General features: G+C 60.3%; 20 protein-coding genes, 1 tRNA gene and 1 pseudogene. 16 read left to right on the top strand and 6 right to left on the bottom strand.

Features of this window, described 5'->3' with window-relative positions:
* The 3 genes and pseudogenes from DJ75_RS04090 to DJ75_RS04080 all read left to right on the top strand — a co-directional run.
* Positions 1-287: pseudogene (locus tag DJ75_RS04090) on the top strand (HTTM domain-containing protein); the annotation flags it as partial.
* A 115-nt stretch (positions 288-402) separates the two neighbouring features.
* The gene (locus tag DJ75_RS04085) at positions 403-1,143 is read left to right on the top strand and encodes an SDR family oxidoreductase (RefSeq protein WP_094522800.1); all 741 of its coding nucleotides are present in this window, start codon (positions 403-405) and stop codon (positions 1,141-1,143) included.
* Positions 1,144-1,390: 247 nt separating this feature from the next.
* Positions 1,391-2,689, top strand: a complete 1,299-nt coding sequence (locus DJ75_RS04080; RefSeq protein ID WP_094522798.1) for an MFS transporter — start codon at positions 1,391-1,393, stop codon at positions 2,687-2,689.
* Positions 2,690-2,750: 61 nt separating this feature from the next.
* Here DJ75_RS04080 and DJ75_RS04075 read toward each other — a convergent pair whose 3' ends face one another.
* The 4 genes from DJ75_RS04075 to thrS all read right to left on the bottom strand — a co-directional run bounded on the left by DJ75_RS04075 (position 2,751) and on the right by thrS (position 8,076).
* The gene (locus DJ75_RS04075) at positions 2,751-3,473 is read right to left on the bottom strand and encodes a methyltransferase domain-containing protein (protein ID WP_094522796.1); all 723 of its coding nucleotides are present in this window, start codon (positions 3,471-3,473) and stop codon (positions 2,751-2,753) included.
* A gap of 145 nt (positions 3,474-3,618) precedes the next feature.
* Positions 3,619-4,728 (bottom strand): guanosine monophosphate reductase, encoded by a 1,110-nt coding sequence (locus DJ75_RS04070; protein WP_094522794.1) that lies wholly within the window; start codon positions 4,726-4,728, stop codon positions 3,619-3,621.
* Positions 4,729-4,821: 93 nt separating this feature from the next.
* A complete protein-coding gene (locus DJ75_RS04065) occupies positions 4,822-5,982 on the bottom strand; it encodes an alanine--glyoxylate aminotransferase family protein (protein ID WP_094522792.1) in 1,161 nt (386 codons plus the stop codon).
* Between the two features lie 117 nt (positions 5,983-6,099).
* On the bottom strand, positions 6,100-8,076 hold the full coding sequence (gene thrS / locus DJ75_RS04060) for a threonine--tRNA ligase (RefSeq protein WP_176451415.1): 1,977 nt from the start codon (positions 8,074-8,076) through the stop codon (positions 6,100-6,102).
* Positions 8,077-8,199: 123 nt separating this feature from the next.
* Between thrS and DJ75_RS04055 the strand changes: the two genes are divergently transcribed.
* Positions 8,200-9,180, top strand: coding sequence for a PLP-dependent cysteine synthase family protein (locus DJ75_RS04055; RefSeq protein WP_094522788.1), 981 nt, complete (start codon positions 8,200-8,202; stop codon positions 9,178-9,180).
* Positions 9,181-9,199: 19 nt separating this feature from the next.
* Here the strand turns inward: DJ75_RS04055 and DJ75_RS04050 are convergent, their stop codons facing one another.
* Positions 9,200-9,622: a CoA-binding protein gene (locus tag DJ75_RS04050; protein WP_094522786.1), complete on the bottom strand. Its 423-nt coding sequence runs from the start codon at positions 9,620-9,622 to the stop codon at positions 9,200-9,202.
* A 143-nt stretch (positions 9,623-9,765) separates the two neighbouring features.
* Positions 9,766-10,368, bottom strand: a complete 603-nt coding sequence (locus DJ75_RS04045; RefSeq protein ID WP_094522784.1) for a recombinase RecA — start codon at positions 10,366-10,368, stop codon at positions 9,766-9,768.
* Between the two features lie 209 nt (positions 10,369-10,577).
* Between DJ75_RS04045 and DJ75_RS04040 the strand changes: the two genes are divergently transcribed.
* The 12 genes from DJ75_RS04040 (at position 10,578) to DJ75_RS03995 (ending at position 23,012) form a co-directional block, all read left to right on the top strand.
* A tRNA-Arg gene (locus DJ75_RS04040) sits at positions 10,578-10,652 on the top strand.
* A 283-nt stretch (positions 10,653-10,935) separates the two neighbouring features.
* Positions 10,936-11,454 carry a transcriptional regulator gene (locus DJ75_RS04035; RefSeq protein ID WP_094522782.1) on the top strand — a complete coding sequence of 173 codons (519 nt, stop codon included), beginning with the start codon at positions 10,936-10,938 and terminating at the stop codon, positions 11,452-11,454.
* A 4-nt stretch (positions 11,455-11,458) separates the two neighbouring features.
* The gene (locus DJ75_RS04030) at positions 11,459-11,902 is read left to right on the top strand and encodes a hypothetical protein (RefSeq protein ID WP_176451414.1); all 444 of its coding nucleotides are present in this window, start codon (positions 11,459-11,461) and stop codon (positions 11,900-11,902) included.
* A 242-nt stretch (positions 11,903-12,144) separates the two neighbouring features.
* Positions 12,145-12,717, top strand: coding sequence for a hypothetical protein (locus DJ75_RS04025; RefSeq protein WP_094522780.1), 573 nt, complete (start codon positions 12,145-12,147; stop codon positions 12,715-12,717).
* Entirely contained in the window at positions 12,717-13,730 is a 1,014-nt protein-coding gene (locus DJ75_RS04020) for a Kiwa anti-phage protein KwaB-like domain-containing protein (protein WP_094522778.1), read from the top strand. The genes DJ75_RS04025 and DJ75_RS04020 overlap by 1 nt, the downstream gene beginning before the upstream one ends.
* A 3-nt stretch (positions 13,731-13,733) precedes the next feature.
* Positions 13,734-14,498, top strand: a complete 765-nt coding sequence (locus DJ75_RS18095; protein WP_141211970.1) for a hypothetical protein — start codon at positions 13,734-13,736, stop codon at positions 14,496-14,498.
* Between the two features lie 64 nt (positions 14,499-14,562).
* Positions 14,563-16,128, top strand: a complete 1,566-nt coding sequence (locus DJ75_RS18090) for a pentapeptide repeat-containing protein (RefSeq protein ID WP_141211969.1) — start codon at positions 14,563-14,565, stop codon at positions 16,126-16,128.
* Between the two features lie 33 nt (positions 16,129-16,161).
* Positions 16,162-16,977: a hypothetical protein gene (locus DJ75_RS04010; RefSeq protein WP_094522774.1), complete on the top strand. Its 816-nt coding sequence runs from the start codon at positions 16,162-16,164 to the stop codon at positions 16,975-16,977.
* Positions 16,978-17,114: 137 nt separating this feature from the next.
* Positions 17,115-17,444: a hypothetical protein gene (locus DJ75_RS18085; protein WP_141211968.1), complete on the top strand. Its 330-nt coding sequence runs from the start codon at positions 17,115-17,117 to the stop codon at positions 17,442-17,444.
* Between the two features lie 291 nt (positions 17,445-17,735).
* Positions 17,736-18,935 carry a DNA repair exonuclease gene (locus DJ75_RS04005; protein ID WP_094522772.1) on the top strand — a complete coding sequence of 400 codons (1,200 nt, stop codon included), beginning with the start codon at positions 17,736-17,738 and terminating at the stop codon, positions 18,933-18,935.
* Positions 18,936-21,671 carry an AAA family ATPase gene (locus tag DJ75_RS04000; protein ID WP_094522770.1) on the top strand — a complete coding sequence of 912 codons (2,736 nt, stop codon included), beginning with the start codon at positions 18,936-18,938 and terminating at the stop codon, positions 21,669-21,671.
* A 39-nt stretch (positions 21,672-21,710) separates the two neighbouring features.
* Positions 21,711-23,012 carry a DNA double-strand break repair nuclease NurA gene (locus DJ75_RS03995; protein ID WP_094522768.1) on the top strand — a complete coding sequence of 434 codons (1,302 nt, stop codon included), beginning with the start codon at positions 21,711-21,713 and terminating at the stop codon, positions 23,010-23,012.
* Positions 23,013-23,064: the final 52 nt, after the last annotated feature.

The following is a 23,064-nucleotide window of genomic DNA, read 5'->3' as shown; positions in this document are numbered from 1 at the left end:
CGGCGGTCGATTTCGAACGACCGCCGCGTGCGGAGGCCACCTACCCCACCTCGCGCTGGCGGAAGTACCTCGGGAACGTCCGCTCCACCGACAACGAGAACCACCGCTCGTACCTCGCGAACTACCTCTGTGCGGACTGGAACCGGTCCCACGAGACGCGCGTCGAGAACGTGACCGTCTACCAGCGGTACGAGCGAGCCGATCCCTACAACGGAACGGTCGAGGCCGAGGGAAAGGTGAAACTGATCGAGTACGACTGCTCGGGCGAGTTCGTCCAGAACGAGTGAGGGCCCGGTCGGGCTCATCGGAGGATCGGTCCGGACCCGCCCGTCCGAAGCCGTCGAGTGGGCCGGCGGTTCCCCGACGCGACGTTTTATACTCGCCCCCCGCGATCCGTCGGTCATGACCACGCTCGACGACGCGACGGCCCTGGTGACCGGCGCGAGCTCCGGAATCGGCGAGGCGACGGCCCACGCGCTGGCGGCGCGGGGCGCGAACGTCGCGCTGCTGGCTCGCCGGCGCGAGGCGCTGGAGTCGCTGGCGGCGGATTTGGAGGCGGAACACGACGCGAACACGTTAGTCGTCGACGGCGACATCCGCGACCGGGCGACGAGCGAGGCGGCGGTCGAGGCGGTGATCGACCGGTTCGGCGGGCTCGACGTCGTCGTCTCCAACGCGGGGGTCGGCCGCGGCAGCGACGTGGCGGAGATGACCGACGAGGAGTACTTCGCCATGCAGGAGACGAACGTCGACGGGACGTTCTTCCTCACGCGGGAAGCGCTCCCGCACCTGACGGAGAGTCAGGGGACGCTCGTCGTCGTCGGGAGCTTCGCGGGCCAGTACCCGCGGTCGTTCAATCCGGTGTACGCCGCGACGAAGTGGTGGGTGCGCGGCTTCGCGCACAGCGTCGCGGCGCAGGTCGGCGACGAGGGGGTCGCCGTCTCCGTCGTGAACCCCTCCGAAGTGCGCACGGAGTTCGGCAGTGAGGACGGCGAGCCGTTCGAGGAGCGGTTCGAACCCGGCACGGTGACTGAGCCCGAGGAGGTGGCCGAGGCGATCGCCTTCGCGGCCACGCGCGAGGGGTCGTCGGCACAGGAGATCGACCTCTTCCGGCGGGACAAGTTCGGGGACGCGCTGTCGTAGAGCGGCCGGGACAAGTTCGGCGACGGTCCGGTCTCGGTCGTCGTCGGGAGTGTCGATCGGTGCGCCACACTCCGGACAGGAGTCGTCGACCCGCGTTACCGCGAGGTCACACTCGAGGCAGAACCGACGGTCGCAGGCGGGGTCGCCCACGCCGGGAGAACGCTGTGGCCGATTCATAACTCCGTCGACGATCCGGCCACGTCCGTCGGATCGAAACCCACTTTGACCGCCTGCGCGCCGATCCGGTGTGAACAACGCGGACGCCGGGAACGGGGCGATCCGATCACAGTTCTGGGCGCTCTACCTCACGCGGTTCGCCGAGGGGTTCGGCTTCATCACCCTGATCACGCTTCTCGGGCCGTACATCAACGCGCTCGACCCGCAGGCGACGACGGCGCTGGGCGTCTCCATCTCCGCCGGGTTCATCATCGGGATGTACACTACGGGGTTCACGCTCGCACAGACCGTCGCCGTGGTCCCGCTGGCGTGGGCCGGCGATCGGTTCGACAAGCGGACGGTCCTGCTCGTCGTCCTCGGCGTCGGCGCCGGCGTCTACGCTCTGTTCCCGCTCGTCGACTCCTCCGCCTCGTTCATCCTCGTCCGGGCCCTGCAGGGACTCGTCGTCACCGGGGCGGGACTGATGACGCTGTCGCTGGTCGGCCAGATCGCTGACGTCGGGACGCGAGCGGACAAGATCGGCAAAGCGAACGCCGCCTCCTTCGCCGCCTCGATCGCCGGGTCGCTGTCGGCGGGCGCGATCTACGACGCGCTCGGCTTCGGCCCGATCTTCGCGATCATCTCCGGGCTGATGGTCGTCGGGTGGGTCGTCACGTGGCTCGTCTTGGACGACGACGACACCAGGGTGGAGGGGTTCCCCTTCTCGGAGCTCGCGGTCAACCGGAAGATCCTCACGATCACGGGGTTCCGCGCGCAGTACGCCTTCGCCGTCACCATGGTCCGGACCTGGGTGCCGATCTACGCCGGGACGTCGATGACCGGCGGCGGCCTCGGCGTCGCGGGCGTCGCCATCGCGGTGACGGTCACCGCCGAGAAGGCGACCAACATGATGGGCCAGCTGTTCACCGGTCGGCTCTCGGACGCCTACGGTCGCTCGCTGTTCGTCTTCACCGGGGGCGGCGCGTACGGCCTGATCGCGATGGTGATCCCGTTCTCCGCCGCAATCGGGACCGCGCTCGGGGCCGACGTGACGCTGCCGGTCCTCGGAGAGTTGCCGCCGGCGTACCTGCCCCTCGTCGCCTTCTCGGGACTGCTCGGCGTCGCCGACTCCTTCCGCGAGCCGGCCAGCATGGCGCTGTTCGCCGACGAAGGGACCGACGACGGCGGCGTCGCCTCCAGCTTCGGGATCCGCGAGCTCGTCTGGCGGCCCGGCTCCGTGGCGGGACCCCTCATCGCCGGCTGGCTGATGGTCGAGGTGAGCATGGCGTCCGTCTTCCGCGTCGGCGGCGCGTTCGCGGTCACCGGCGTGTTGACCTTCCTCGTGCTCCTCGCACGCGATCACGGACGCGCGGCGCTGACGGCGTGGTAGCGGACCGCGACAGCGACGCGATGGCAGACGGCGACGGCAACGCGGGGGGTCTTTCCAGTTCCTACCGCTTCCGCAGCGCGGCGCGGTAGTGGTACCCGTTCTCGTCGTCGCCGCGGGCGACCTCCTCGACCGCCCAGCCCGTCCCGACCGCGGCCTCGCGGAGGCGCGCGGGGCTGAACAGCCGGAGCTGGAGGATCGGGTTCGTCTCGCCCTCGTACTCGAAGAACATGACGCGGTGCGCGAGCCCCGGCATCGGGTCGTCCCGGTAGCCGACGAGGTCGGCGGTCGCCGGATGCGTCGGGTCGTAACAGTCGACGACGGCGGTCGCGTCCGGCGTCGTCACGTACGCGAGGTCGCCGAGGAACTCGGTGAGTCCCCGCATCGATCCCGCGAGCCCGATCTGGGTCCCGTTCGCGAGCGCCGAGCCGAACCGGTCGCGCGGGAACGCCTCGCGCAGCGCGAACATGTCGCCCTCGCGGGCGTCCTCGACGCCGCGCTCCCGCATCGTCTCGACCAGCGCGGGGCTCGGCTCGATCGCCACCGTCTCGAACCGCTCTTGGAAGTACAGCGCGTGTCGCCCGGTCCCGGCGCCGAGGTCGACGAGCGGACCCCGCAGGCGGGACGCCAGCCACTCGTGGGCCGGGTCCTCGCTCGGGTCGAAGTCGGCGAAGTAGAACGCCTCGATCGGGTGTTCGACCGTCTCCTCGCCGTCCCGGTGCAGGAGGGGCTCGTCCCGTTCGCCGCGGAAGTGGTCTCGGATCGCGCGGCCGAAGGCGTCCGTCATGCGTCGAGAGTGCGGGGTCACCGTGAAAAGTCGCTCGCGAGTGAGTCAGACAGACGCATGGCCCCCACGCGTCCCTCGATCGGCGACTCAGTCGTCGGTCGGGCGTCTCCGGCGACTCAGTCGTCGGTCGGGCGTCTCCCGCGATTCAGTCGTCGCTTTCGGCCGGCCTCTCGTCGGTCGCGTCGCCGACCCGCTGCGTCTCGCTGTCGACGCTGATCCCCTCCCAGTCGTCGTCGGTGTGGAACCCCTCGCGCTCCTTGGCGCCGGGCGCGACGCGGATGAACTCGGCCTCGGTGCGGGCGCGCCCGATCGTGTGCCCGCCGCAGTACGACAGCCCCGAGCGGATCCCCTGACAGAACTCCTCGGCGACGGCCGCGACCGGCCCCTTGTACGGCGTCAGCGCTTCGACCCCCTCGTCGGCGACCACGTCGGTCCCCTTGTCGTCGCGGTCCTCGGCGGCGGCGGTCGTCGCCATCCCCCGCGAGCGCTTGTACCGCGTGCCGTCGACCTCGACGACCGCGCCGGGCGCCTCCGTCGTCCCGGCGAAGAGGCTCCCGAGCATCACGGTGTCGGCGCCCGCCATCAGCGCCTTCACCGCGTCGCCGGAGGTGCGGATCCCGCCGTCGGCGCAGATCGTCGCGTCCAGGTCCTCCGCCGCCGTCGCGCAGTCGTCGACGGCGGTGAGCTGCGGGACCCCGGCGCCCGCGACCTTCCGCGTGGTGCAGTGCGAGCCGGGGCCGATCCCGACCTTCACGCAGTCCGCGCCGGCGGCCGCGAGGTCCGCGACGCCCGCGGGCGTCGCGACGTTGCCGGCGACGAGGTCCGTCTCCGGGAACTCCTCGGCGATCGCCTCGACCGCGTCGATCGTCCGCTCGAGGTGCCCGTGCGCGACGTCCACGACGACGGCGTCCACGTCGGCCGCGACCAGCGCGGCGCTCCGGGCCACGTAGTCCTCGTTGATCCCCACGGCCGCGGCGACCCGCTCGCCCGCGGCGGCGACGCGTTCGACCCGTGCCGCCTGTTCGTCGACGGTGAGAAACCGGTGAAGCACGCCGAGTCCGCCGGCGCGAGACAGCTCGATCGCCAGCTCCGCCTCGGTGACGGTGTCCATCGCCGCCGAGACGAGCGGCGTCTCCAGTTCGAGGCTCGGCGTGAACGGCGTCGAGAGGTCCACGTCGCTCCGGCTGTCGACCGGCGACCGCTGCGGGACGAGCAGCACGTCCCCGTAGCTCAGTCCGGTTCGTAGATCGTTCATCCCCTACCAAGGGGAGGGACCCGTATTAATAAACCCCGCGCTGGCGAGTCGGGTGTGGGCCGGAGCGAGCGGGTGCGGCGCGCTCCCGACCGCTCAGAACCCCTGCTCGGCCAGCGCGTCCGCCAGCGCCGCCAGCACGTACTCGACGTTCTTCCGGCGAGCGGAGTGACCCATACAGCCGATCCGCCAGATGTCGCCTTCGAGGTCGCCGAGCCCGGAGGCGATCTCGAGGTCGTACTCCGCGAGGAGGCGGTCGATGACGACGCCGTCGTCGACGCCGTCCGGGACGCGCACGGCGTTCAGGCTCGGCAGCCAGTACTCCTCGGCGGCGTTCATCTCAAGTCCGAGGTCCCGCAGGCCGGCCTTCAGCTCGCCGGCGACGTCGCGGTGGCGGGCCCACCGTTCCTCGATCCCCTCCTCGGCGACGAGTCGGAGCGCCTCGCGGAGCGCGTACACGTTCGTGATCGGCGCGGTGTGGTGGTACGCGCGGTCCTCCCCCCAGTACCCCTCCAGCAGCGAGAGGTCGAGGTACCACGAGCGGGCCGGCTCGTCGCGCGAGAGCACCTTCTCCATCGCCCGGTCGTTCAGGGTGAGCGGGCTCGCGCCGGGCGGACAGGAGAGGCACTTCTGCGGGCCGGAGTAGGCGGCGTCGACGTCCCACTCGTCGACGCGCATCTCGACGCCACCGAGCGAGGTGACGCAGTCCGCGATCACGTACGCGTCGTGGGCGTGCGCGATATCGGTCAGCGCGGGCACGTCCGGCTGGCGGACGCCGGTCGACGTCTCGGCGTGGACGAAGCCGAAGACGTCCGGCTGGTGCTCGTCGAACGCGCGCTCCACGTCGACCGGATCAAGGGGCTCGCCCCACGGCGCGTCGACCTCGACGACGTCGCCGCCCGCGCGCTCGGCCATCGACCGCATCCGCCCGCCGAAGTAGCCGTTCGTGGGCACCAGCATCGTGTCGCCCGGCTCGACGAGGTTCCCGATCGCGGCCTCCATCGACGCCGACCCCGTCCCCGAGACCGGGATCGTCCACTTGTTGTCGGTCCGGAAGGTGTACCGGAGCAGTTCCTGGACCTCGTCCATGATCTCGACGAACGAGGGGTCGAGGTGACCGACGAGCGGCGTGCTCATCGCCTTCAGCACCCGCGGGTGAACGTCGCTCGGACCCGGCCCCATCAGCGTGCGATCGGGCGGCGTCAGCTCCCCGACGTCGGGCGGCCGTTCGTCGACCGTCGGAACCTGATTCGACATACGCGACAAAGGAATCGGTGGCGATAAAAACGCGACGGAACGCGCAAGCCGGTCGGGAGCCGAATCGCGCCCGTGCGAGGGTATCGCGCGACCCGCCTCAGTATCGCGCGACCCGCCTCAGTCGTCGTCGACGAAGTCCGGCTCGGTCCGCTTCTCGTCGCGCTCCGCGACGAGGTGGTCGACGAAGGCGTCGAGTTCGACGTCGCCGCGCTGGTTCTCGAAGCGGTCGCGCACGGAGACAGTCCCGGACTCCTCCTCGTCGTCGCCGACGATGACCATGTACGGGAGCCGGTCGTCGTGGCCCGCCCGGATCTTGCGGCCGACGGTCCAGTCGCGGTCCTCGACCTCGACGCGGAAGCCGGCGTCTTCGAGCTCGTTTTTCACGCGGTGCGCGTAGCCGAGCGTCCCGTCGGAGACGGGGAGGATGCGGACCTGTTCGGGCGCGAGCCACAGCGGGAAGTCGCCGTCGAAGTGCTCGATGAGCACCATGAAGAAGCGCTCGTAGCTCCCGTACAGCGCGCGGTGGATCATCACCGGCTGGTGGTCCTCGTTGTCCTCGCCGGTGTAGGTCAGGTCGAACCGGTCGGGCATGTTGAAGTCGAGCTGGACGGTGGGGCCGTCCCAGACGCGGCCGAGGGCGTCCTCGAAGCCGAAGTCGATCTTCGGGCCGTAGAAGGCGCCGTCGCCCGGCTCGACGTCGTAGTCGTAGCCGCCGGACTCGAGCACGTCGCGGAGCTGCTCCTCGGCCGACTCCCAGATCTCGTCGCCGCCGACGGACTTCTCCGGGCGGGTCGCCAGCGCGACCTCGACGTCCAGGTCCAGCGTCTCCACGACCTCGAAGATCATCTCGATGACGGACTCGATCTCCTGGCGGATCTGGTCCGGACGGACGAACAGGTGCCCGTCGTCGATGGTGAACGACCAGACGCGCGAGAGCCCGGAGAGCTCGCCGCGCTGCTCTTTCCGGTACACCTTCCCGTTCTCGAAGTAGCGCTGCGGGAGGTCGCGGTACGACCACGACTGCTGGTCGAAGATAGTCGCGTGACCCGGGCAGTTCATCGGCTTGAGCCCGTACTCCTCGTCGTTGACGTCGAGGAGGAACATGTCGTCCTTGTAGTTCTCGTAGTGTCCGGACTGCTTCCACAGCTCCGTCCGGAACACGTGGGGGGTCTCGACCTCCTCGTAGCCGTTCTCGCGGTTGAGCTCGTTGGCGAAGTTCGAGAGCTCGCGGAGCACGGTCTTCCCCGGCGGGTGATACAGCGGGAGCCCCGGCCCGGTCACCGTCGGGATCGAGAAGAGGTTCATCTCCTGACCGATCTTCCGGTGGTCGCGCTCTAACGCCTCCTCGCGCAGTTCCAGGTGCTCCTCGAGGTCGGACTCGGACGCGAACGCGGTCCCGTACACGCGGGTGAGCGTGTCGTTCTCCTCGTCGCCGCGCCAGTAGGCGGCGGAGACCTCCAGTAAGGCCGCCGCGCCGATCTCGCCGGTCGACTCCACGTGCGGGCCCTGACAGAGGTCCTGCCAGTCGTCCTGCACGTAGAAGGTGACCTCCTCGTCGTCGGCTTCCTCCTCCAAGATCTGTCGCTTGTACTCGTTGTCGGCGTAGATCTCCGTAGCCTCCTCGCGGGACCGGACCTCGCGTTCGATGTCGTAGTCGGCCTCGATGATCGCCTCCATCTCGTCCTCGATGGCGTCGAGGTCGTCCTCGTCGAGGTCGACGTCGGTCACGTCGTAGTAGAACCCGTCGTCGGTCGGGGGGCCGATGGTGAGCGTCGCCTCGGGGTGGAGCCGCTGAAGGGCCTGCGCGAAGACGTGGGCGGCGGAGTGGCGCAGCACGGTGAGGTACTCGTCGGACTGGTCGGTGACGATCTCGATCCGCGCGCCGTCGTGGACCTCGGCGTACTTCTCGACGAGTTCGCCGTCGATCTTCCCCGCCACGGTGTCGCGACCGAGCCCGGGGCCGATCTCGAAGGCGACATCCTCGACTGTCGCCCCCGCCGGAACGTCCAGCTCTGATCCGTCCGGAAGGACGACCGTCACGTCGGCCTGCGCATCGGTCTCGCTCATACCTCTTCGGAACCGGACGAGGGGCATAAGTTTGTTCGATCCCCGGCACGCCGTCACTCACCGGCACGCCGTCACTCACCGGACCGGCGTCGCACCCTGATCGACGCGCTCATGGAAACACGCAAAAGGGGCGGCAACGATCTCGGGAACATGACGACCCATCGGGAGCCCCTGTCGTCGGTGTTGGAGACGATCGGGGAGACGCCGCTCGTCCGGGTGCACGACTCGCCGGACGCGGTGCCGGTGTACGCGAAGCTGGAGTCGTTCAACCCCGGCGCGAGCGTCAAAGACCGGATCGGGAAGCACATGCTCGAACGCATGCTCGAGCGCGGCGACGTCGGGGAGGGCGGCACCGTCGTCGAGCCGACCGCCGGCAACACCGGGATCGGGCTGGCGGTCGCGGCGAAACAGCTCGGGCTGAACGCGGTGTTCGTCGTCCCCGAGCGGTTCTCCGTCGAGAAACAGCAGCTCATGCGCGCGCTCGGCGCGGAGGTCGTCAACACCCCGAGCGAGGACGGGATGGGGTTCGCGATAGATCGCGCACACGCCATCGCGGAGGAGCTCGACGACGCGGTCGTCCCCCAGCAGTTCTCGAACCCGCTCAACGCCGAGGCCCACTACGAGACGACCGCCCCCGAGATCGACGAGGCGCTGGACGGCGAGGTGGGCGCCGTCGTCGCCGGCTGCGGCACGGGCGGGACGCTGATGGGAATGGCCCGCTACTTCCGCGAGCGCGACCCCGGCACGCACGTCGTCGCGGTCGAGCCCGCCGGCTCCGCGTACCGCGAGTTCCTCGGCGAGGAGGTCGAGCACGAGGAGTACAAGACCGAGGGGATCGGCACCCACGACATCGACCGCAACGAGCTTTTCGACCCGGACGTCGTCGACGACATCGTCACCGTCCCCGACCGCGAGGTCCACGAGGAGATGGGCCGACTCGCGGCCGAAGAGGGACAGCTCGTCGCCTCCTCCGCCGCGGCGAACGCCATCGCGGCCAAGCGGGTCGCCCGCGACATCCGCGCCGGCGCGATCGACGCGCCCCACGACACGGTGGCCACCGTCTTCTGCGACTCCTCCGAGCGCTACCTCTCGAAGGGCGTGTACCGCTCGTTCGAGGAGTGGGAGGGCTAGTCGCGACTCGGGCCGGGCCCTATCCGCGGAGGCGGCCGTGTTCGATCTTCATACAGCGGTCCTGTACCACGGTTATCCCGTCGGCCTCCGCGGCCGCGGCCGCCTCGTCGTGGGTGATCCCGAGCTGGAGCCAAGCCGCGCCCGCGTCGCCGCGCGCCGCGTGTCGCTCGCGCACCGCGTCGAGGATCTCGGGCACTTCCTCGCTCGGGCGGAACACGTTCACGATGTCTATCTCGGCGTCGACGTCCGCGAGCTCGTCGTGCGCCGGCTCACCGAGGACCTCGTCGGCGAACGGGTTCACCGGAACGATTCGATAGCCGTGCCGCTGGAGGTACGCCGGCACGTCGTGAGCCGCCTTGCCGGTGGTCGTGGAACAGCCGACGACGGCGATCGTGTCGGCGTCGAGCAGTCGGTCGAGTCCCTCGTCGTCGGTGACGGGCATAGCTTAGCGTTCGCAGCGGCGGCGATTAAATCCATCACTCGAACTCGATGGCCGGCGGAGCGATCGAGGCCACAGCGATCGAGGCCGGCCCGGCCGGAGTCGGGGAGGTCGAAACGAGAAGAAGAGGTATCGAACCGGCTGATTCAGGCCAGCCGAATCTCGGGCTCGCCGTCCTCGGAGAGCGTGATGACGCCGTCGAAGAGCTGTTTGAGGGTGTTCATCGCTTGGTCGTCGTGGGAGGTCGAGTCGATGCTGAACAGCCCGAGTCCGTTCACGCTCTGGATGCGCCCGGTGAACACGTGAAGGAACCGAAACACCGTCTGGAGGTCCGAGTACATCAGCAGCGTCGACAGCGAGTGGACCATCACGCGGTTCTCTTCGATGCCGCGGTCGCCGAACGCCTGCAGGAACTCCGAGAGCTTGATCCCGATTCCCGTCATATCCACCGGCGAGGAGGCGTACTTGATCCGATCCGACTCGCGGGCGTCGCTGACGCCTTGTTGGCGCGTGACGCAGTCGACGACGGCGACCGGCTTTCCCCCGTAGGGCGTCCGCTTCTCGTATTCTTTCAGGACGCGGTCGGCGCCGTCCTTCGTGGTCACGACGATCGCGCCGTCGCCGCGGTCGGTCCCGGCGGCCAACACGTCCATCATCATGGACCGCTTGCCGGTCAGCGGCGGGCCGGTGAGGAGGAGGTTCGTCCCGGGGTCGACCTCCTCGTCGAAGTGCGGTCTCAGATCATACATGGGCGCACCTCGACGACGGGAGCGAACCGGGCCACTCATTCGGCTGGCAGGCCGGACGACCAAGACACATCTACTAAGAGATACATACCCAGTCCCGATAATATTCTTTTTGATCGCTCGCGGTCACGAACCCGAGAGCCGTCGATGACGACTATCCGACGCTTCCGAACCGCGGGACTTAAAACGTCTAACGAGATAGCAAACGGTACGGGCGCTTAGCTCAGTCTGGATAGAGTGCTTGGCTTCGGACCAAGCTGTCGCGGGTTCAAATCCTGCAGCGCCCATCCTGCCGCATAACACCTAGGAGTCAACAGACGGCGTCGTGGTGTATTTAAACCTTCCTCCGATATTGGAGTAGAGTTCATGATGCCACGTCATCCCCATCTCCTCCGTCGTGCGATTTGCTAGAGTCAAGATTACCGCAGTTCATAATAAAGCTACTGGAAATTGACTTTCAGGAGAACGCTTCAGCCTCTCTAGCGGTCAGCTCGCCACCTCCGCCATCGTTCTTGTTCAATAATTTGTATTCCCAATAGAATTATTGTGGTCTAGCGCCAACCGCTACGTATGACAGATGAATCAGGGGCCGAACTCTGGAAAGAGCACCAGAGCGCCTTCGACCGCGTGCGCGCAGTCGCCGTTACACTTTCCGAGCCCAAACCGGCCGACTGGATTGCAGAGCAGGCCCACGTCGCGGGAAACACTGCGCGTGACCACCTCCAGCGCCTTGTCGAGATGAACGTTCTCCGAACCGCTACCGGAGGGACCGCGACCCGGTATGAACCAGACCCGCTCTACACGCGAATGCAAGCTCTCCGCAACCTCCTCGACGACCGGACTCGCGACGACCTTCTCGAACTGCGTGGCGACCTACAGGAGCAGGTCGAGGAGTGGCAGACCGAGTACGACGCGGATTCACCGAGTGACCTTCGCGAGCGGGCGGCACATGCCGATACTGCCGAGGCAACACGAGAGATGCGCCGGACTGCGAACGACTGGGATATCATCGTGTATCGTCTCCAACTTGTCGAGGACGCTATCGAGCATTACTCTGACTACGCTGGAAGTACCCCGGCACCTGCCTGACTGAATGTTCGCGTTCGACGGCGGCTACGACCCCGGACAGGCATCGCACACGGTTCTGCTCGAACTCAGACGCACGATTGAGCGACACCCTGCCGTCCAACATGCGAGTGGGGAGCCACCCGGCCAATTCCTCCGTGTCGTTGCGCTACTTGACCCGGCTATCCTCGGAAGCGAAGCGGACGAGGGAACGCTCACGATTCGTTGGTACGCGGGCGAGACTGTGGACGCAGACCCAGAGTTCGCCTTTCACTACAGCGAAAGCTCGGGTTTTGACTGTGGGTGGCACCACGAACCAAACCCGCACGTAGACGCGTGGGCGCACTATCAAGAACGTCCGGCAGCTAATGACGAGTACGTGTATGAGGCTATCTCCTTCAGCAGTCTCCAGCCAGTTCCGTTGCTCTGGGAAATCCTTGACCGGCTCGAAATCCGTCTCAGTGACCACTAATATTGGCGTAGGTGCGTGCTCCCTATTACCGACGAACCTGTTGAGGCGATGCTGTACTACAAGTCCCGTGACTTCTATATCCTGCATACCACCCTGTGGAGTAAGCGAGAGAATGCCGATTTTCGTTAAAGACAGTAACGTTCGAGATGTTCGTCACTTTGGCTGAGCTTGGAAGCGGACGTTAATGTTCTTGGTCCGTTAGTCAGAAGACATTTGCTCGGCGTACAACAAATTGAAACGTAATGGGGCGTCAACTTCCAAGTGGCGGAAAGCTTCTACTCTTTCTCAGCTCCTATACGCCACTCTATCTCATTTTCGCCGCTCGGCTCTGGGACTTCGACAGTCAAGTCTACGGCATACAGCTCCCCTCTTACGATATTTCCGGATTCTCTGTTTCCGTGCTTGCCTTCGTCGCACTTGGGTTTGCACTCGTTTCGACCGGTTATCTACTCTTCATATTATGGGTACGGCGAACTAATCAAGGACAACTCGAAACATTCGTAGACCACGAGAATAAGTCGCACCTGTTCAGCGAGTACCTGTTAGTGTATATCTTTCCGCTCGTAGTTATGGAGTTCGACAACTTCGACGACGTGCTTTCATTCGCGCTGTTCTTCGCTCTGGTAGCGATAATCGCAATACGGTCCAACCGACTGTATACCAATCCGATGCTTGTGCTCCTTGGGTACAGTATCTATCAGGTTAAAACGGAGCATAGTAAGTACCTCCTCCTAGCAAATGAGCAGTTGGAAGGCGATTCTGTGAGTGTGAATACCGCAAGAATAAGTAACGGTGTGTACATTGTCACGAATTGATGAGTTTATCGAGCCAAGACGACGCTGCTTTGTCGACTTTTGAGGGCCTGCGTCGATTTTTACAGGAGCTAGATTCGACTGATACAGGCGATAACGGTGTCGACCTGCTGTTGGCTCGTGAGGAAGAGACGAATTCAAACGAAGCCACCTACGATTTCAAGCGCATCAAGTTGGGTGACGATATCTCTCCCGAATTGGAGACGTTAGTCCGAGAGAAAGTTGAGAATAAAGCAGAGGCATACGAGAATGACAGTATTCGGTTCGACTCGTACTCGCTGGAGAATCGCGACCGTGACGAGACGCTGCTTCAGTATGAGGACATCGAGAATATCCCGCAGTTCCAGCACTTCGATAGGCTTCTGCAAGGCCAACGGTTCCAGCATACATCATACGAGGAACCCCCGAAACCCGAATTTCAAGCGATTCGACTGCGTGATGAGGAGGACGAAGAGGTGGCTATCGCGTTCCTGAATTACCGGCGCAGTCAAATTCTCGGACGCAAATCTTGGCTTCGGATGAAAGCTGGTGGAAGTGATACCCACCGAAAGGTCGACGAATCTATCCTATCTATCCCTGACCGAATCGATGCAGTCTACTACGATGATACGATGTTCATCTTCGACCAGAACAAGTTCGAGAAGGTCTTCGACTATCTTGACGAGTATCGACGACGTGCAGACGATGTTATTGGCCACTTAGAGGAGAGCGATATACCCTTCCAAGACTTCGAACTGTTCAAAGACGCAATCTACGGGAACAACAAGGTTCTGAGGCTGATGTACAAGGTTCATAAGCGGGGTGCTTACGAAGATATGACGCCAGAGGATGCAGAGCACATTCGTGAGAACTTCGAGACCGATGTGAAGTTCGAGGAGAATGAGGACGGGGACATGGAGGTGAAGATGGATAATAAGTTGGACATCTTCGCTGTGCTACGATTCTTCAATGATGACCATGTGGACTCCCCAATTACTGACGAACAGTACCTGTCGCTGTCAAAGCGGGATGCGTGAGCTATGCATTCGGAAGAACGATATAAAGAAATAGAAGAACAACTCCTTGCAGACACCGAGACGTACGAGAATTCACATCCGAACGGAGAGCTTGGTCAAACGTTACTGACAACTGCCGAGGTGTTGTCCCGCGTTCAACAGAAGGCCCATAGAACCTGCCATGACGAGGTAGACGAACGGCACCAATATCAGGATATATTCTTCTCTAAAGGTGTGAACTCGCTTTTCGCTCTGTTTCGACTTCTAAAGCATCACCACTACGACGCTGCATATCGAGAAGTGAGGTTCCTATTTGAGACCTACCTCGTCATTAGAGGGCTCAACAAAGACCAAGACAAAGCTGCCCAGATTCTTAAACGTCAGAAGGAAGAGATACAGAATCTGGATTCGGATATGGGTCAGGTCGAACGAGGAATTTACGAATACGAATCGGTTGATGAGCTACACGATATCCTCGCAGGGGAGAAGTCCAAGCTGAAGAAGATGGACCCCAAATACGGGAAAATCTATAATTACCTCAGCAATCGAAGTTCACATCCCGTTCGAATCGAGGGAGCAATGCTTGACGGCGATAGGAGTGCCGTGGAGGAGACTCAGTTGTTAAAATGGGGTATCATCCTCGCCTTTGGGCTAGCTCAGCAGTTCCTAATGACCTACTACGAGACCTCTGCCAAGGACTTGATTATTAGCAAAACCGAGCCCATCATCAAGCATATTGAAAAGACGATACCCGAAGGAGTTCCTACTTTCCTGACCGACTCTTACTAACGACTGGGCTACTACGTGAGCAGGATAGACTTATTATCCAACCTTTTGCAGTTACGCCCAAGTCGTGACCGAAACTGAAGGTGAGGAAGAGAAGCAACGATGTGAGTATATCTTTGACCCAGATGAGGGCGAGGTCCCGGCTTTCGCCCATTCAGCCATCACCGAGGAATGGCGTTGCCCCCATATTGCAGAGAAAGAGCATAATGGAAAATATCTCTGCATATTCCATCTCCCTATTTCAGAAAAAGATGCCAACGATGTACAGAGCCGCTTCGTGAAATGCGTCAGTGCGGATGGTGCATCTGTGAAACGGTTCGTGGGGGGGAAATTCGAGGGAATAGCTCTTTTCAATTTCGTTCTGGGGTCTAACGATAATAACCCAATTGACCTTCGTTATGCGACGTTTGAAAACGACTTCGACCTGACTGGTTCTACCGTCTCGCAACCTTTTTTTCTTACAGGAGCAGACATCAACGGGGAGCTAAAGCTTCCAGCGGTCAAATTCCACGCCTTGGTCTTTGCTCAACATATAGAGGTCGAAAGGGGGATACTGTGTACCGACTCCCGATTCTATGATAGCGTCAACTTCAGGGAATCCAAGTTTGATGAACATGCGAAGTTCAGGGAATGTGTGTTTCAAGGAGAGACAAGTTTCTATGGATGCGAATTTAACGTAGACCCCAACCTTCCCTACGGCTCTCAGATAGCTAAAGCAAATCACCGGCCTCAGCTAGTCAACTTCTCCGAGGTGACTTTTTCCGAGGGTATAAATCTAAATAGCGCCGAATTCAACGACATTCTCTATTTCAATGGTGTAACTGCAGATGGCACCGTCCATTTGGATGATGTAGAACTTAATGGGAAATCTCACTCACACTGGCATATTGTTCCCGAGTCCGATTCTGTACCTGAAGAGACAAGAGAGGGGAACCACGTTGCAGAAGTCGGAGGTGAGTTCACTCGACTCCAAATATCGCCCGACACTGTTGCAGATGAACCTTGCATCATCTCACTACAGGGGGCGACTATCAAATCGGGGAGTTTCAGCCAGCCCGACCCTACAACGGCGTACTATGACTTTTCAGGCGCAACTTTGGGTGAGGTTCAGTTCGAGGATATGGATTCAGTGGTTGCGTGGGAACATCTAATCTTTAATGACACCGGTTTTGAGGGGTTCAATTTCATCGACTATCACAGTGTTCTTGACGAATCCAAGTACAATCTCTGCACAGTTCGTGACCCACACGACCTTTTTGATGAAGTGGCTTTGCGTGAAAAGGAACTCACATACTTGAAAGCAAGAATAGGAGCTGACGCGGTTCGAGACCACCAGTCCTCTGCGGAGTTCCATATTCGGGAACTCGATAACCGACGAACCCGGTTGAAAGAACAGGGAGACTGGTTATCCTATGGGGCCTACCTCCTATACGGGTTCACGAGCCGGTATGGTGAGAAACCGGGTCGGGTACTCCTCGTCTTTACTCCACTATTACTCCTCAGTTATTGGATTTCCAACACGGCTATCGTGTCCGGAATGCTCTCTAATGCATTTGAATTGTTGTTTGCCGTGCTCCCTCCGATATTTAGCGGTCTACTGGTGCTCGCCTCGTACCGATACATCGGTAATTAAGAGGGATTGGATGCGCTTCACCAGAACGAACCTATGACTGGGAGGTCCGAGGAAAAATTTGAATTGTCTGTTTTTCTTAAAGAACAGTCAGAGCTATTCACACTTCTCGGTGTGTTCGGGGCCATTTCATTATATCTCGCTCAATTCCCTATTGAGGTTAAAAGCCGCTGGCTGAACGTGGGAATAGTATCGAGTCTCCTCATATTCATTATAGTCGCCCTTTCCATTAGATACCACTTACAAGAGGAATTCGACAGCAGTTTATTTGATTTCATAATCAAGCCTCGGCTAGAGAGCTTCCGGGTACTCACGTTTGTTGTGCCGTTCTACCTTCTCATCTTCTCTGTCTTGATTATCGCAATACAGTTTCAAGCCGCTGGTCTGTTTGTAGGTCAAGCTATCCTCGTGTTTGTCGGTATCAGTACCATACTCTGGGTTATTGCGACTGGAGAGTCTCTCTTTGGATACGAAGAACTCGGGGAAATTGGTCGAGACAAACGGGTCATTCGATTTGGACTGTATATGCTCGTTGTCTCTGTATTAGGGGCTATTCTTTCTTTGACTGGAATATCTCATATGGGAGATAAGTACGGATACGGATTCGAGGAAATCATCAATATTCAACCCGGGCCCGGAGTAGTGCCATTTATTGTAAGTTATCTTGGGGGCGTTTTAGCCGGGTCTATCCTCTATGTCGTTCTCTCAGGACTCCTCCTCTGGCTTCATTGGTTGATTCACCGTATTGACCAGATGGACCATTCTGAGGAATTGTTCCAAGCCTATCGAACGACGTTTGGAATCGAGAAATCCACTGGCCAAACCGAGTTGAGCGATTTCGAGGATGAATAGGAGACTGGCCACGGGACTCGCCTGTTGAGACCATTCGCTGGACAATATCTGAATCAAAATGCGCTCGGTGGGTTTTCTTCGATAGTCATCAAAGATAACCCGAGGTGTTCTCAAGATATACTCGTGGAAATGATGCTATGGCAACTGTCCGCTGTCAAGACCATTCTCCTCGGAACACGAACTATTCAATCGTAGTAAAGCCAGTCGGATATCCAGATACCGCGTTAATCGGCGGTCGCGGAGATAGCGACCATGAGGAGATTGGGTGGGTGTATCTCCTGCCCGAAGAACACGAAGAATATCAGTCAGGCAAGTGTGTCTTCGGTCTCTGGGGGCCTGACTCATCATCCAGTGCTGCCAAAGTACGTGTCAGTGATGAGGCCGTTGAAGGGCTGAACAAGTGGAATCAGGAAGAGGTGGAATCAACCTCTGGTCTCCAGTCCCAATCGAGCATCGACCGCTACTAAGGCAACTGGTTTAGACCGTAGTAGAGCCTGCTACCCAATAAATGACTCACGCTGAAAGCGATGACCGAAACTTAATGAACAGATACTACTGCGAAGGGTAGCGGCTTCTGATACCTTCCGCTGCGCGATACATGTCACACAGCCGGATTTTGATTCGGAAGCTGCAGAGTCAAGATTCTTACAAACCAGCATACTGAGTCAGGTTTGAGGCATCCCTACTGTATTTCAGCACTACGTGTCTGCTGGAGAACACTTATCACCTCTCTAGACCTCATCTACCGATATACGATAATGACCAAAATCCTCCACATCAGCGATACCCACCTCGGACTACGCCAATACCGAAGCAACATTAGGCGGTCCGATTTTGCGGACGCGTTCGACTCCGCTGTGGACATCGCTATCGACGAAGAAGTGGAAGCCGTCATTCACACCGGTGACCTTTTTGACGACCCCTCACCGAATGTGCCGACAGTAAACCGCTGTCTTGACGCTGTGTCGCGTTTGGACTCCGAGGACATCCCGTTTCTCGCTATCGTGGGAAACCACGAGCGTAAGAGAGACGAGCAGTGGATGGATATCGTTAAACGATTCGGGAACACGGTGCGTCTCTCAACTTCGCCGACCCGAGTTACGGAAGAGAAAGGTGGAAATCCAGTCAACGTGTTCGGATTCGACGCTGTTCGCAATCCGGAGTGGGAGAACTACGACTTTACCCTAGAGGAGTCGGAGAACGAAGATGCGGTTAACCTCCTCTGTATGCACGAACTGTTTGAGCCACTGGTTCCACCTCACAGAGGACAACCCTACCATCTCGACGAGTTCCTTGACCGGTTGAACTTCCTGCCCGATGGACTTGCGTTGGGAGACTACCACTCGACCTGTAGCACCGAAGTAAACGGTGTGAAGGCGTTCTATCCCGGTGCGACCGAGCGAACCAAGGTATCAGAGAGCACCGACCCTTGCGTTTACGTGTTGGAAATAACGGATGGAAATATCCAACTTCGGACACGGACGATAGAGAGCGCGGGTCGCGATAATGTCCCCAGAGACTTCCTCGTTGTGAACGTCGAGTTCGAGGAAGGCCACGGCATCGACCATGTTGAGCGCCGAATCGACGAAGAAGCCGGTGGAGAAGACATCGCAGAGAAGGTCGTCGTCGTTCGTCTCCGTGGCGCAGATGTCCCGGTCACCACGAACGACGTGTACAGTCTACTTTCACAGCGAGAGGTACCCGTCCCCAACGTTGACGACAAAAGACAGGTAGATGCGGACTTCGACTTCGAGTTCGACGAAGAGGACATCGACGACATCGACCAGATGATTGAGGAGCAGCTCTCAGACCTCACCCTCTCGCCACTCTCTGCTGAAGCAGAAGACCTCGTCCGCGACGAGTCTATCGACGATGGCGACATCCGAACCGAGATGAACCACCGCATCCGCACGGCACAGGAAGAAGAATTCGGGGAAGCGACACTTGAGGAACGATAGATGCACTTCAAATCACTCACGCTGGAAGACATCCGAAGCTACGACGACGAAACGGTCGAATTCTCGGGTGGGGAGAACCTCATCTTCGGACCGAACGGAGCAGGGAAGTCGACAATTCTGCAGGGCCTGTTCGGCGGGCTCTTCCAAACGAACATAACGAGGAAGAAGGTGAATAGTGATTTCAACCTCGACGAGCTCGTGCGAAAGCAGGCAGATTCTGGCCGTATCGAACTGACGTTCGTCGTCGGTGGCGAGGAGTACACCATCGAGTGGGCTATCGAAAAGACGTACGACGATGAGGGTGAAGTAGACGGCGCGAAGACGAAAAGTGGCTATCCGAAGCTTTCTTCACCAGCAATGGAGGAGGCAATATCCGGCTTTAGAGCCGTACAAAGCGATATTCAGGAGATTGTCGGGATGGATGCGATATCCTTCGTCAACTCAGTATACGTCCAGCAGGGGGACATCACCCGTCTCATTCATGCTGATACAGAAACGCGTCGCGGTATCCTCGACGGGTTGCTCGGGCTCGACCGCATGGACGAACTCATCGAACGAGCCGACGAGGTTCGGCTAGAGTACGGTCGCGCTGAAAGGCACGCAAAGACCCGGAGAGAGGAGACACAGAATCGTTTGGACGACCTTCCACCCATCGACGACCTCGACGAACGCATCGGGGAGCTGCAGGAAGAGAAGTCCAAGCTGAATGAACAAATCGATGATTTCGACGACAAACTCGACCGGCTCGAAGACCGGAAAGAGGAGAACGAGGACCAGCTAAAACGAATCGAAGAACTCGAAGCCGAAATCGACGAGATAGAAGAGAAACTCGACGATGCGCGTGACAACCGTGACGAGTACAAGGAAGACTTCAACGAGGAGAAATCGACGAAATCTGAGTTAGAGTTGGAGCTCGACGAGGCTGAGGAGTCCCTCGCTGATGCCCGGGAGGCGGAGGCCGTCGAGAATATTGACTTATCGGACCCCGACGCTGCAGAGGAGGAACTTGGTCAAGCACGTGAGAAGGCAGAGAACGCTCGCTCCGAGGTTCAGTCGATTGAGCAAGGGGAGATATCCGGGATAGAGGGCGACCTCGACTACGTCGAACGAGACATCAGTAGTGTCGCTGCAGACCTCCGTGAAAGCTGGTCGTCCATCAAAGAGGCACAAGTAGAGAGAGAGGAAGCAGAGAGAGAACGTGCGGAAGCCGAAGAGCGTGTGGACGCGCTTGAGGAGGAACTGGCCGAAAAGAGCACGGAAATCAGAAACCTCGCATCAGAGCTTGACCTTCCTACGGACGAACCCCTCGATACTCTCGCGGACACGCACGTCCCGAAGAAACGCAAGGAGTTGAACGAACGGCGCGAAGAGGTACGGCAGACCATCGGGCAGCTTGAGACGCTGGAAAAGCAAGTCGACCAACTCGCCGAATCGGGTCGCTGCCCTGTCTGCCGAGCCACAGAAGAGGCACACGACATCGACGCCGAATCCGTTGTCGAGGAGCACCGGGCCGAACTACAGGACGCCAAAGACGAGTTGAATGCTCTCGATGAAGCGAAGGGGTCGCTGGAGGAGTTCGAGACCGAACTCAACGAGGCGCGTGACCTCCGAGATAATGAACTCGACAACGCTCGGCAAGCGGTAGAGGATTGGGAGTCAGAAGTAGCAGAGGCTGAAGGAGAAATTGAGGAAGCACAGGAAGAGCTCCACGTACTGAGCGGGGAGCTCGAAGACAAAAAGGCCAACCGCGAAGAGAAAGAGGCTGACCTCCGTGACGCTAAGGAGCGGCTCCGTGAGGCCGAAGAGCGCGTCGATGAAGCAGAAGAGACAGAAGATGCTGTAGAGGCGGTCGTCGAACTGTTCGACGAGGTCTCCAACCTCCGCCATGACATACAACGCTGCGACGAGAATATCGAGAACTTCTCTAAACTCCTCGAACAGGCCGAGGGCCGTGTGCATGAGCTCGAAGAACGCGAGGATGAGCTCGAAGACGAACTCGGCGACCTTGACGCGGAAGAACTCCGCGAAGAAATCTCGGAAATCGACGAGTTCATCGCCGAATTCGAGTCCAAACTGGACGACGCCGAGGACAAACTGGATGGGGTAAAGGAGCAAATCGTCGAGCACCGGCAGACGAAGAAACAGGTACGCGAGGAGAAGGAGCGCAAATCCATGCTCGACGAACAGGCCCTGTGGGCAGCAGACCACGTGGAAGAAGCCGAAGAACTACAGGATGCCTACAAGACGGTTCGCGGAAAGCTTCGCAAGCGGAACCTCGCGAAGCTGAATAAGTACACCAACGAGATGTTCGCCGAGCTCTATCAGAGCCAGTCGTACCGCGGGGTGCAGATTGACAAGAAGTACAACATCCACCTCGTCACCCCGGACAACGAACTTCTCGAACCGGAACTCTCCAGCGGCGGGGAGTCTACAATCCTCAACCTCGCACTCCGTGCCGGGGTATACCGCATCATCGCCGAGCGTGAAGGTGTGGCCGGAGCAGCCCTCCCACCGTTCATCCTCGACGAGCCGACGACATTCCTTGACGAGGACCACGTCGGTGAGCTCCAGACGATGATTAGCACCATCAGCGAGTGGGACGTTCCACAGGTACTAGTGGTCAGCCACGATGAACACCTCATCGAGAACAGCGACAGGACCATTCAGGTCGAGAAGGACCCGTCGACGGAGACGAGTAAAGTTGTTCGACCCGACGAAGCGAAGGGGGGAGCCTGACGTGAGGAGGCAAGGGGTCTCATCCCGAGGTGGTCGTCGATGACTGACCTCGGAGCCTACGCCGCCCTCGAAGGAATGTTCAACGAACTCGACCACGCGGTTAGTGAGTTCGAAGAAGAGCCCCGCATAACCGCGGAAGAAGCGCTGAGCTACTTCGGGCTGCCGGGAGGCTTCATCGAACCACTACTCCCAGACGACGAAGAGTTCGGGGTCATCCACGAACCCACTGCTGACGTGTACGAGTGGGACGACCCGTGGTCCGTTTCCTACGGTATCGACGGCTCGACGACTCGGTCGCTACAGTTCAGTAACGGCCTGCTGGCCGGCGCTAGCGTCGCCAAGCTCGGTGTCTCGGGTGATTCTGAACACGCGGAGCTTGCCAATCGAGCGACGACGACGTTGGTCGCTCATCTGAACGAAGACGAGTTCTCGCTAGGGGACATCGACGACTCCGAGTTCGACACCCCAGAAGGTATCGAGGCCCACGTCTTCCAGTTCCCCCAGTGCGAACGAACGAGCCGACTAGAAGAGTACGTTGTTGGCGTCTCGCGTACGTACGCGGAGGGTCGGCACGCCTACGAGGTGGCGAACGAAATCGACGGTCCCCTGTTCATCGACGGTCCGATATACCCGAACCCAGCGTTCGGCTGGATGCTCTTCGAACAGGTGGGCGAAGGCCCCCGGCGGATGACCGAGATTTGGCCGGAGATGGTCTCGGACATTCTCCAGAACTACGTCAATACTGTCGAGACGATGCATCACCGAGACCTCCCTCTCGTGGGAATCACGAAGACCAGCGGCTCGGCGGTCGCTCTCGACGCGCTGGAAACGAAGATAGACGACGCGGATGTCGACGTATCGGTCCCGCTTCCGTGGACGAACGACCACCAACTGTTCGACGACGCTCTGTTCACCATGGAGGACAAGCACGGTGACCGCGGGTCAATCATCAGCTACACACCGTGGCTGCGCCAGACCAAACAGACCGTACGTGGGCATCCGGTGGTGCCGTTCGAAACGTTCGATGTGAACCTCGAACACGGTGACGCCAGTGAGTACCAGCGCGTATTCTTCTACGCGCGCACGCCGATGACGGACAACGTGATGCGGATTGAAGTCCCGTACTTGCTGGTCAAAGACGCCGAACGACGTGACCAGATTCAGCGAAAGGTCCTCGTCGAACTTTCTCAGCAACAGAAGGAGCCTCGGGCAATCACCCATGCTGACGAGATGGCGCGAATCACTCGCGTGGACCGAAACAAGCTCCGCCAAATCATCGGCTCTGTCCGCGCGATAGAGGATTATAACGAGAAACGGGGATTCCGAGACATGGAGGGCTAGCGTGGATACAGGACTCTCCAGCGGGCAGCGAACGAACTTCAACGACCACCCA

The organism is Halorubrum sp. Eb13 (assembly GCF_002252895.1).
Lineage (GTDB): Archaea > Halobacteriota > Halobacteria > Halobacteriales > Haloferacaceae > Halorubrum.
The sequence above is the reverse complement of the archived record's forward strand: the minus strand, read 5'-3'. Positions and strand labels throughout refer to the sequence as shown.

What these genes read in the sequence shown, in the direction of transcription:
- DJ75_RS04025 (WP_094522780.1), top strand. Translation starts at nt 12,145, where the DNA reads ATGGGGCGTCAACTTCCAAGTGGCGGAAAGCTTCTACTCTTTCTCAGC.
- DJ75_RS03995 (WP_094522768.1), top strand. Translation starts at nt 21,711, where the DNA reads ATGACTGACCTCGGAGCCTACGCCGCCCTCGAAGGAATGTTCAACGAA.
- DJ75_RS04000 (WP_094522770.1), top strand. Translation starts at nt 18,936, where the DNA reads ATGCACTTCAAATCACTCACGCTGGAAGACATCCGAAGCTACGACGAC.
- DJ75_RS04005 (WP_094522772.1), top strand. Translation starts at nt 17,736, where the DNA reads ATGACCAAAATCCTCCACATCAGCGATACCCACCTCGGACTACGCCAA.
- DJ75_RS04075 (WP_094522796.1), bottom strand. Translation starts at nt 3,473, where the DNA reads ATGACGGACGCCTTCGGCCGCGCGATCCGAGACCACTTCCGCGGCGAA.
- DJ75_RS04010 (WP_094522774.1), top strand. Translation starts at nt 16,162, where the DNA reads ATGACTGGGAGGTCCGAGGAAAAATTTGAATTGTCTGTTTTTCTTAAA.
- DJ75_RS04070 (WP_094522794.1), bottom strand. Translation starts at nt 4,728, where the DNA reads ATGAACGATCTACGAACCGGACTGAGCTACGGGGACGTGCTGCTCGTC.
- DJ75_RS04020 (WP_094522778.1), top strand. Translation starts at nt 12,717, where the DNA reads ATGAGTTTATCGAGCCAAGACGACGCTGCTTTGTCGACTTTTGAGGGC.
- DJ75_RS04030 (WP_176451414.1), top strand. Translation starts at nt 11,459, where the DNA reads ATGTTCGCGTTCGACGGCGGCTACGACCCCGGACAGGCATCGCACACG.
- DJ75_RS04035 (WP_094522782.1), top strand. Translation starts at nt 10,936, where the DNA reads ATGACAGATGAATCAGGGGCCGAACTCTGGAAAGAGCACCAGAGCGCC.
- DJ75_RS04045 (WP_094522784.1), bottom strand. Translation starts at nt 10,368, where the DNA reads ATGTATGATCTGAGACCGCACTTCGACGAGGAGGTCGACCCCGGGACG.
- DJ75_RS04055 (WP_094522788.1), top strand. Translation starts at nt 8,200, where the DNA reads ATGACGACCCATCGGGAGCCCCTGTCGTCGGTGTTGGAGACGATCGGG.
- DJ75_RS04050 (WP_094522786.1), bottom strand. Translation starts at nt 9,622, where the DNA reads ATGCCCGTCACCGACGACGAGGGACTCGACCGACTGCTCGACGCCGAC.
- DJ75_RS18095 (WP_141211970.1), top strand. Translation starts at nt 13,734, where the DNA reads ATGCATTCGGAAGAACGATATAAAGAAATAGAAGAACAACTCCTTGCA.
- DJ75_RS04085 (WP_094522800.1), top strand. Translation starts at nt 403, where the DNA reads ATGACCACGCTCGACGACGCGACGGCCCTGGTGACCGGCGCGAGCTCC.
- thrS (WP_176451415.1), bottom strand. Translation starts at nt 8,076, where the DNA reads ATGCCCCTCGTCCGGTTCCGAAGAGGTATGAGCGAGACCGATGCGCAG.
- DJ75_RS18085 (WP_141211968.1), top strand. Translation starts at nt 17,115, where the DNA reads ATGGCAACTGTCCGCTGTCAAGACCATTCTCCTCGGAACACGAACTAT.
- DJ75_RS04065 (WP_094522792.1), bottom strand. Translation starts at nt 5,982, where the DNA reads ATGTCGAATCAGGTTCCGACGGTCGACGAACGGCCGCCCGACGTCGGG.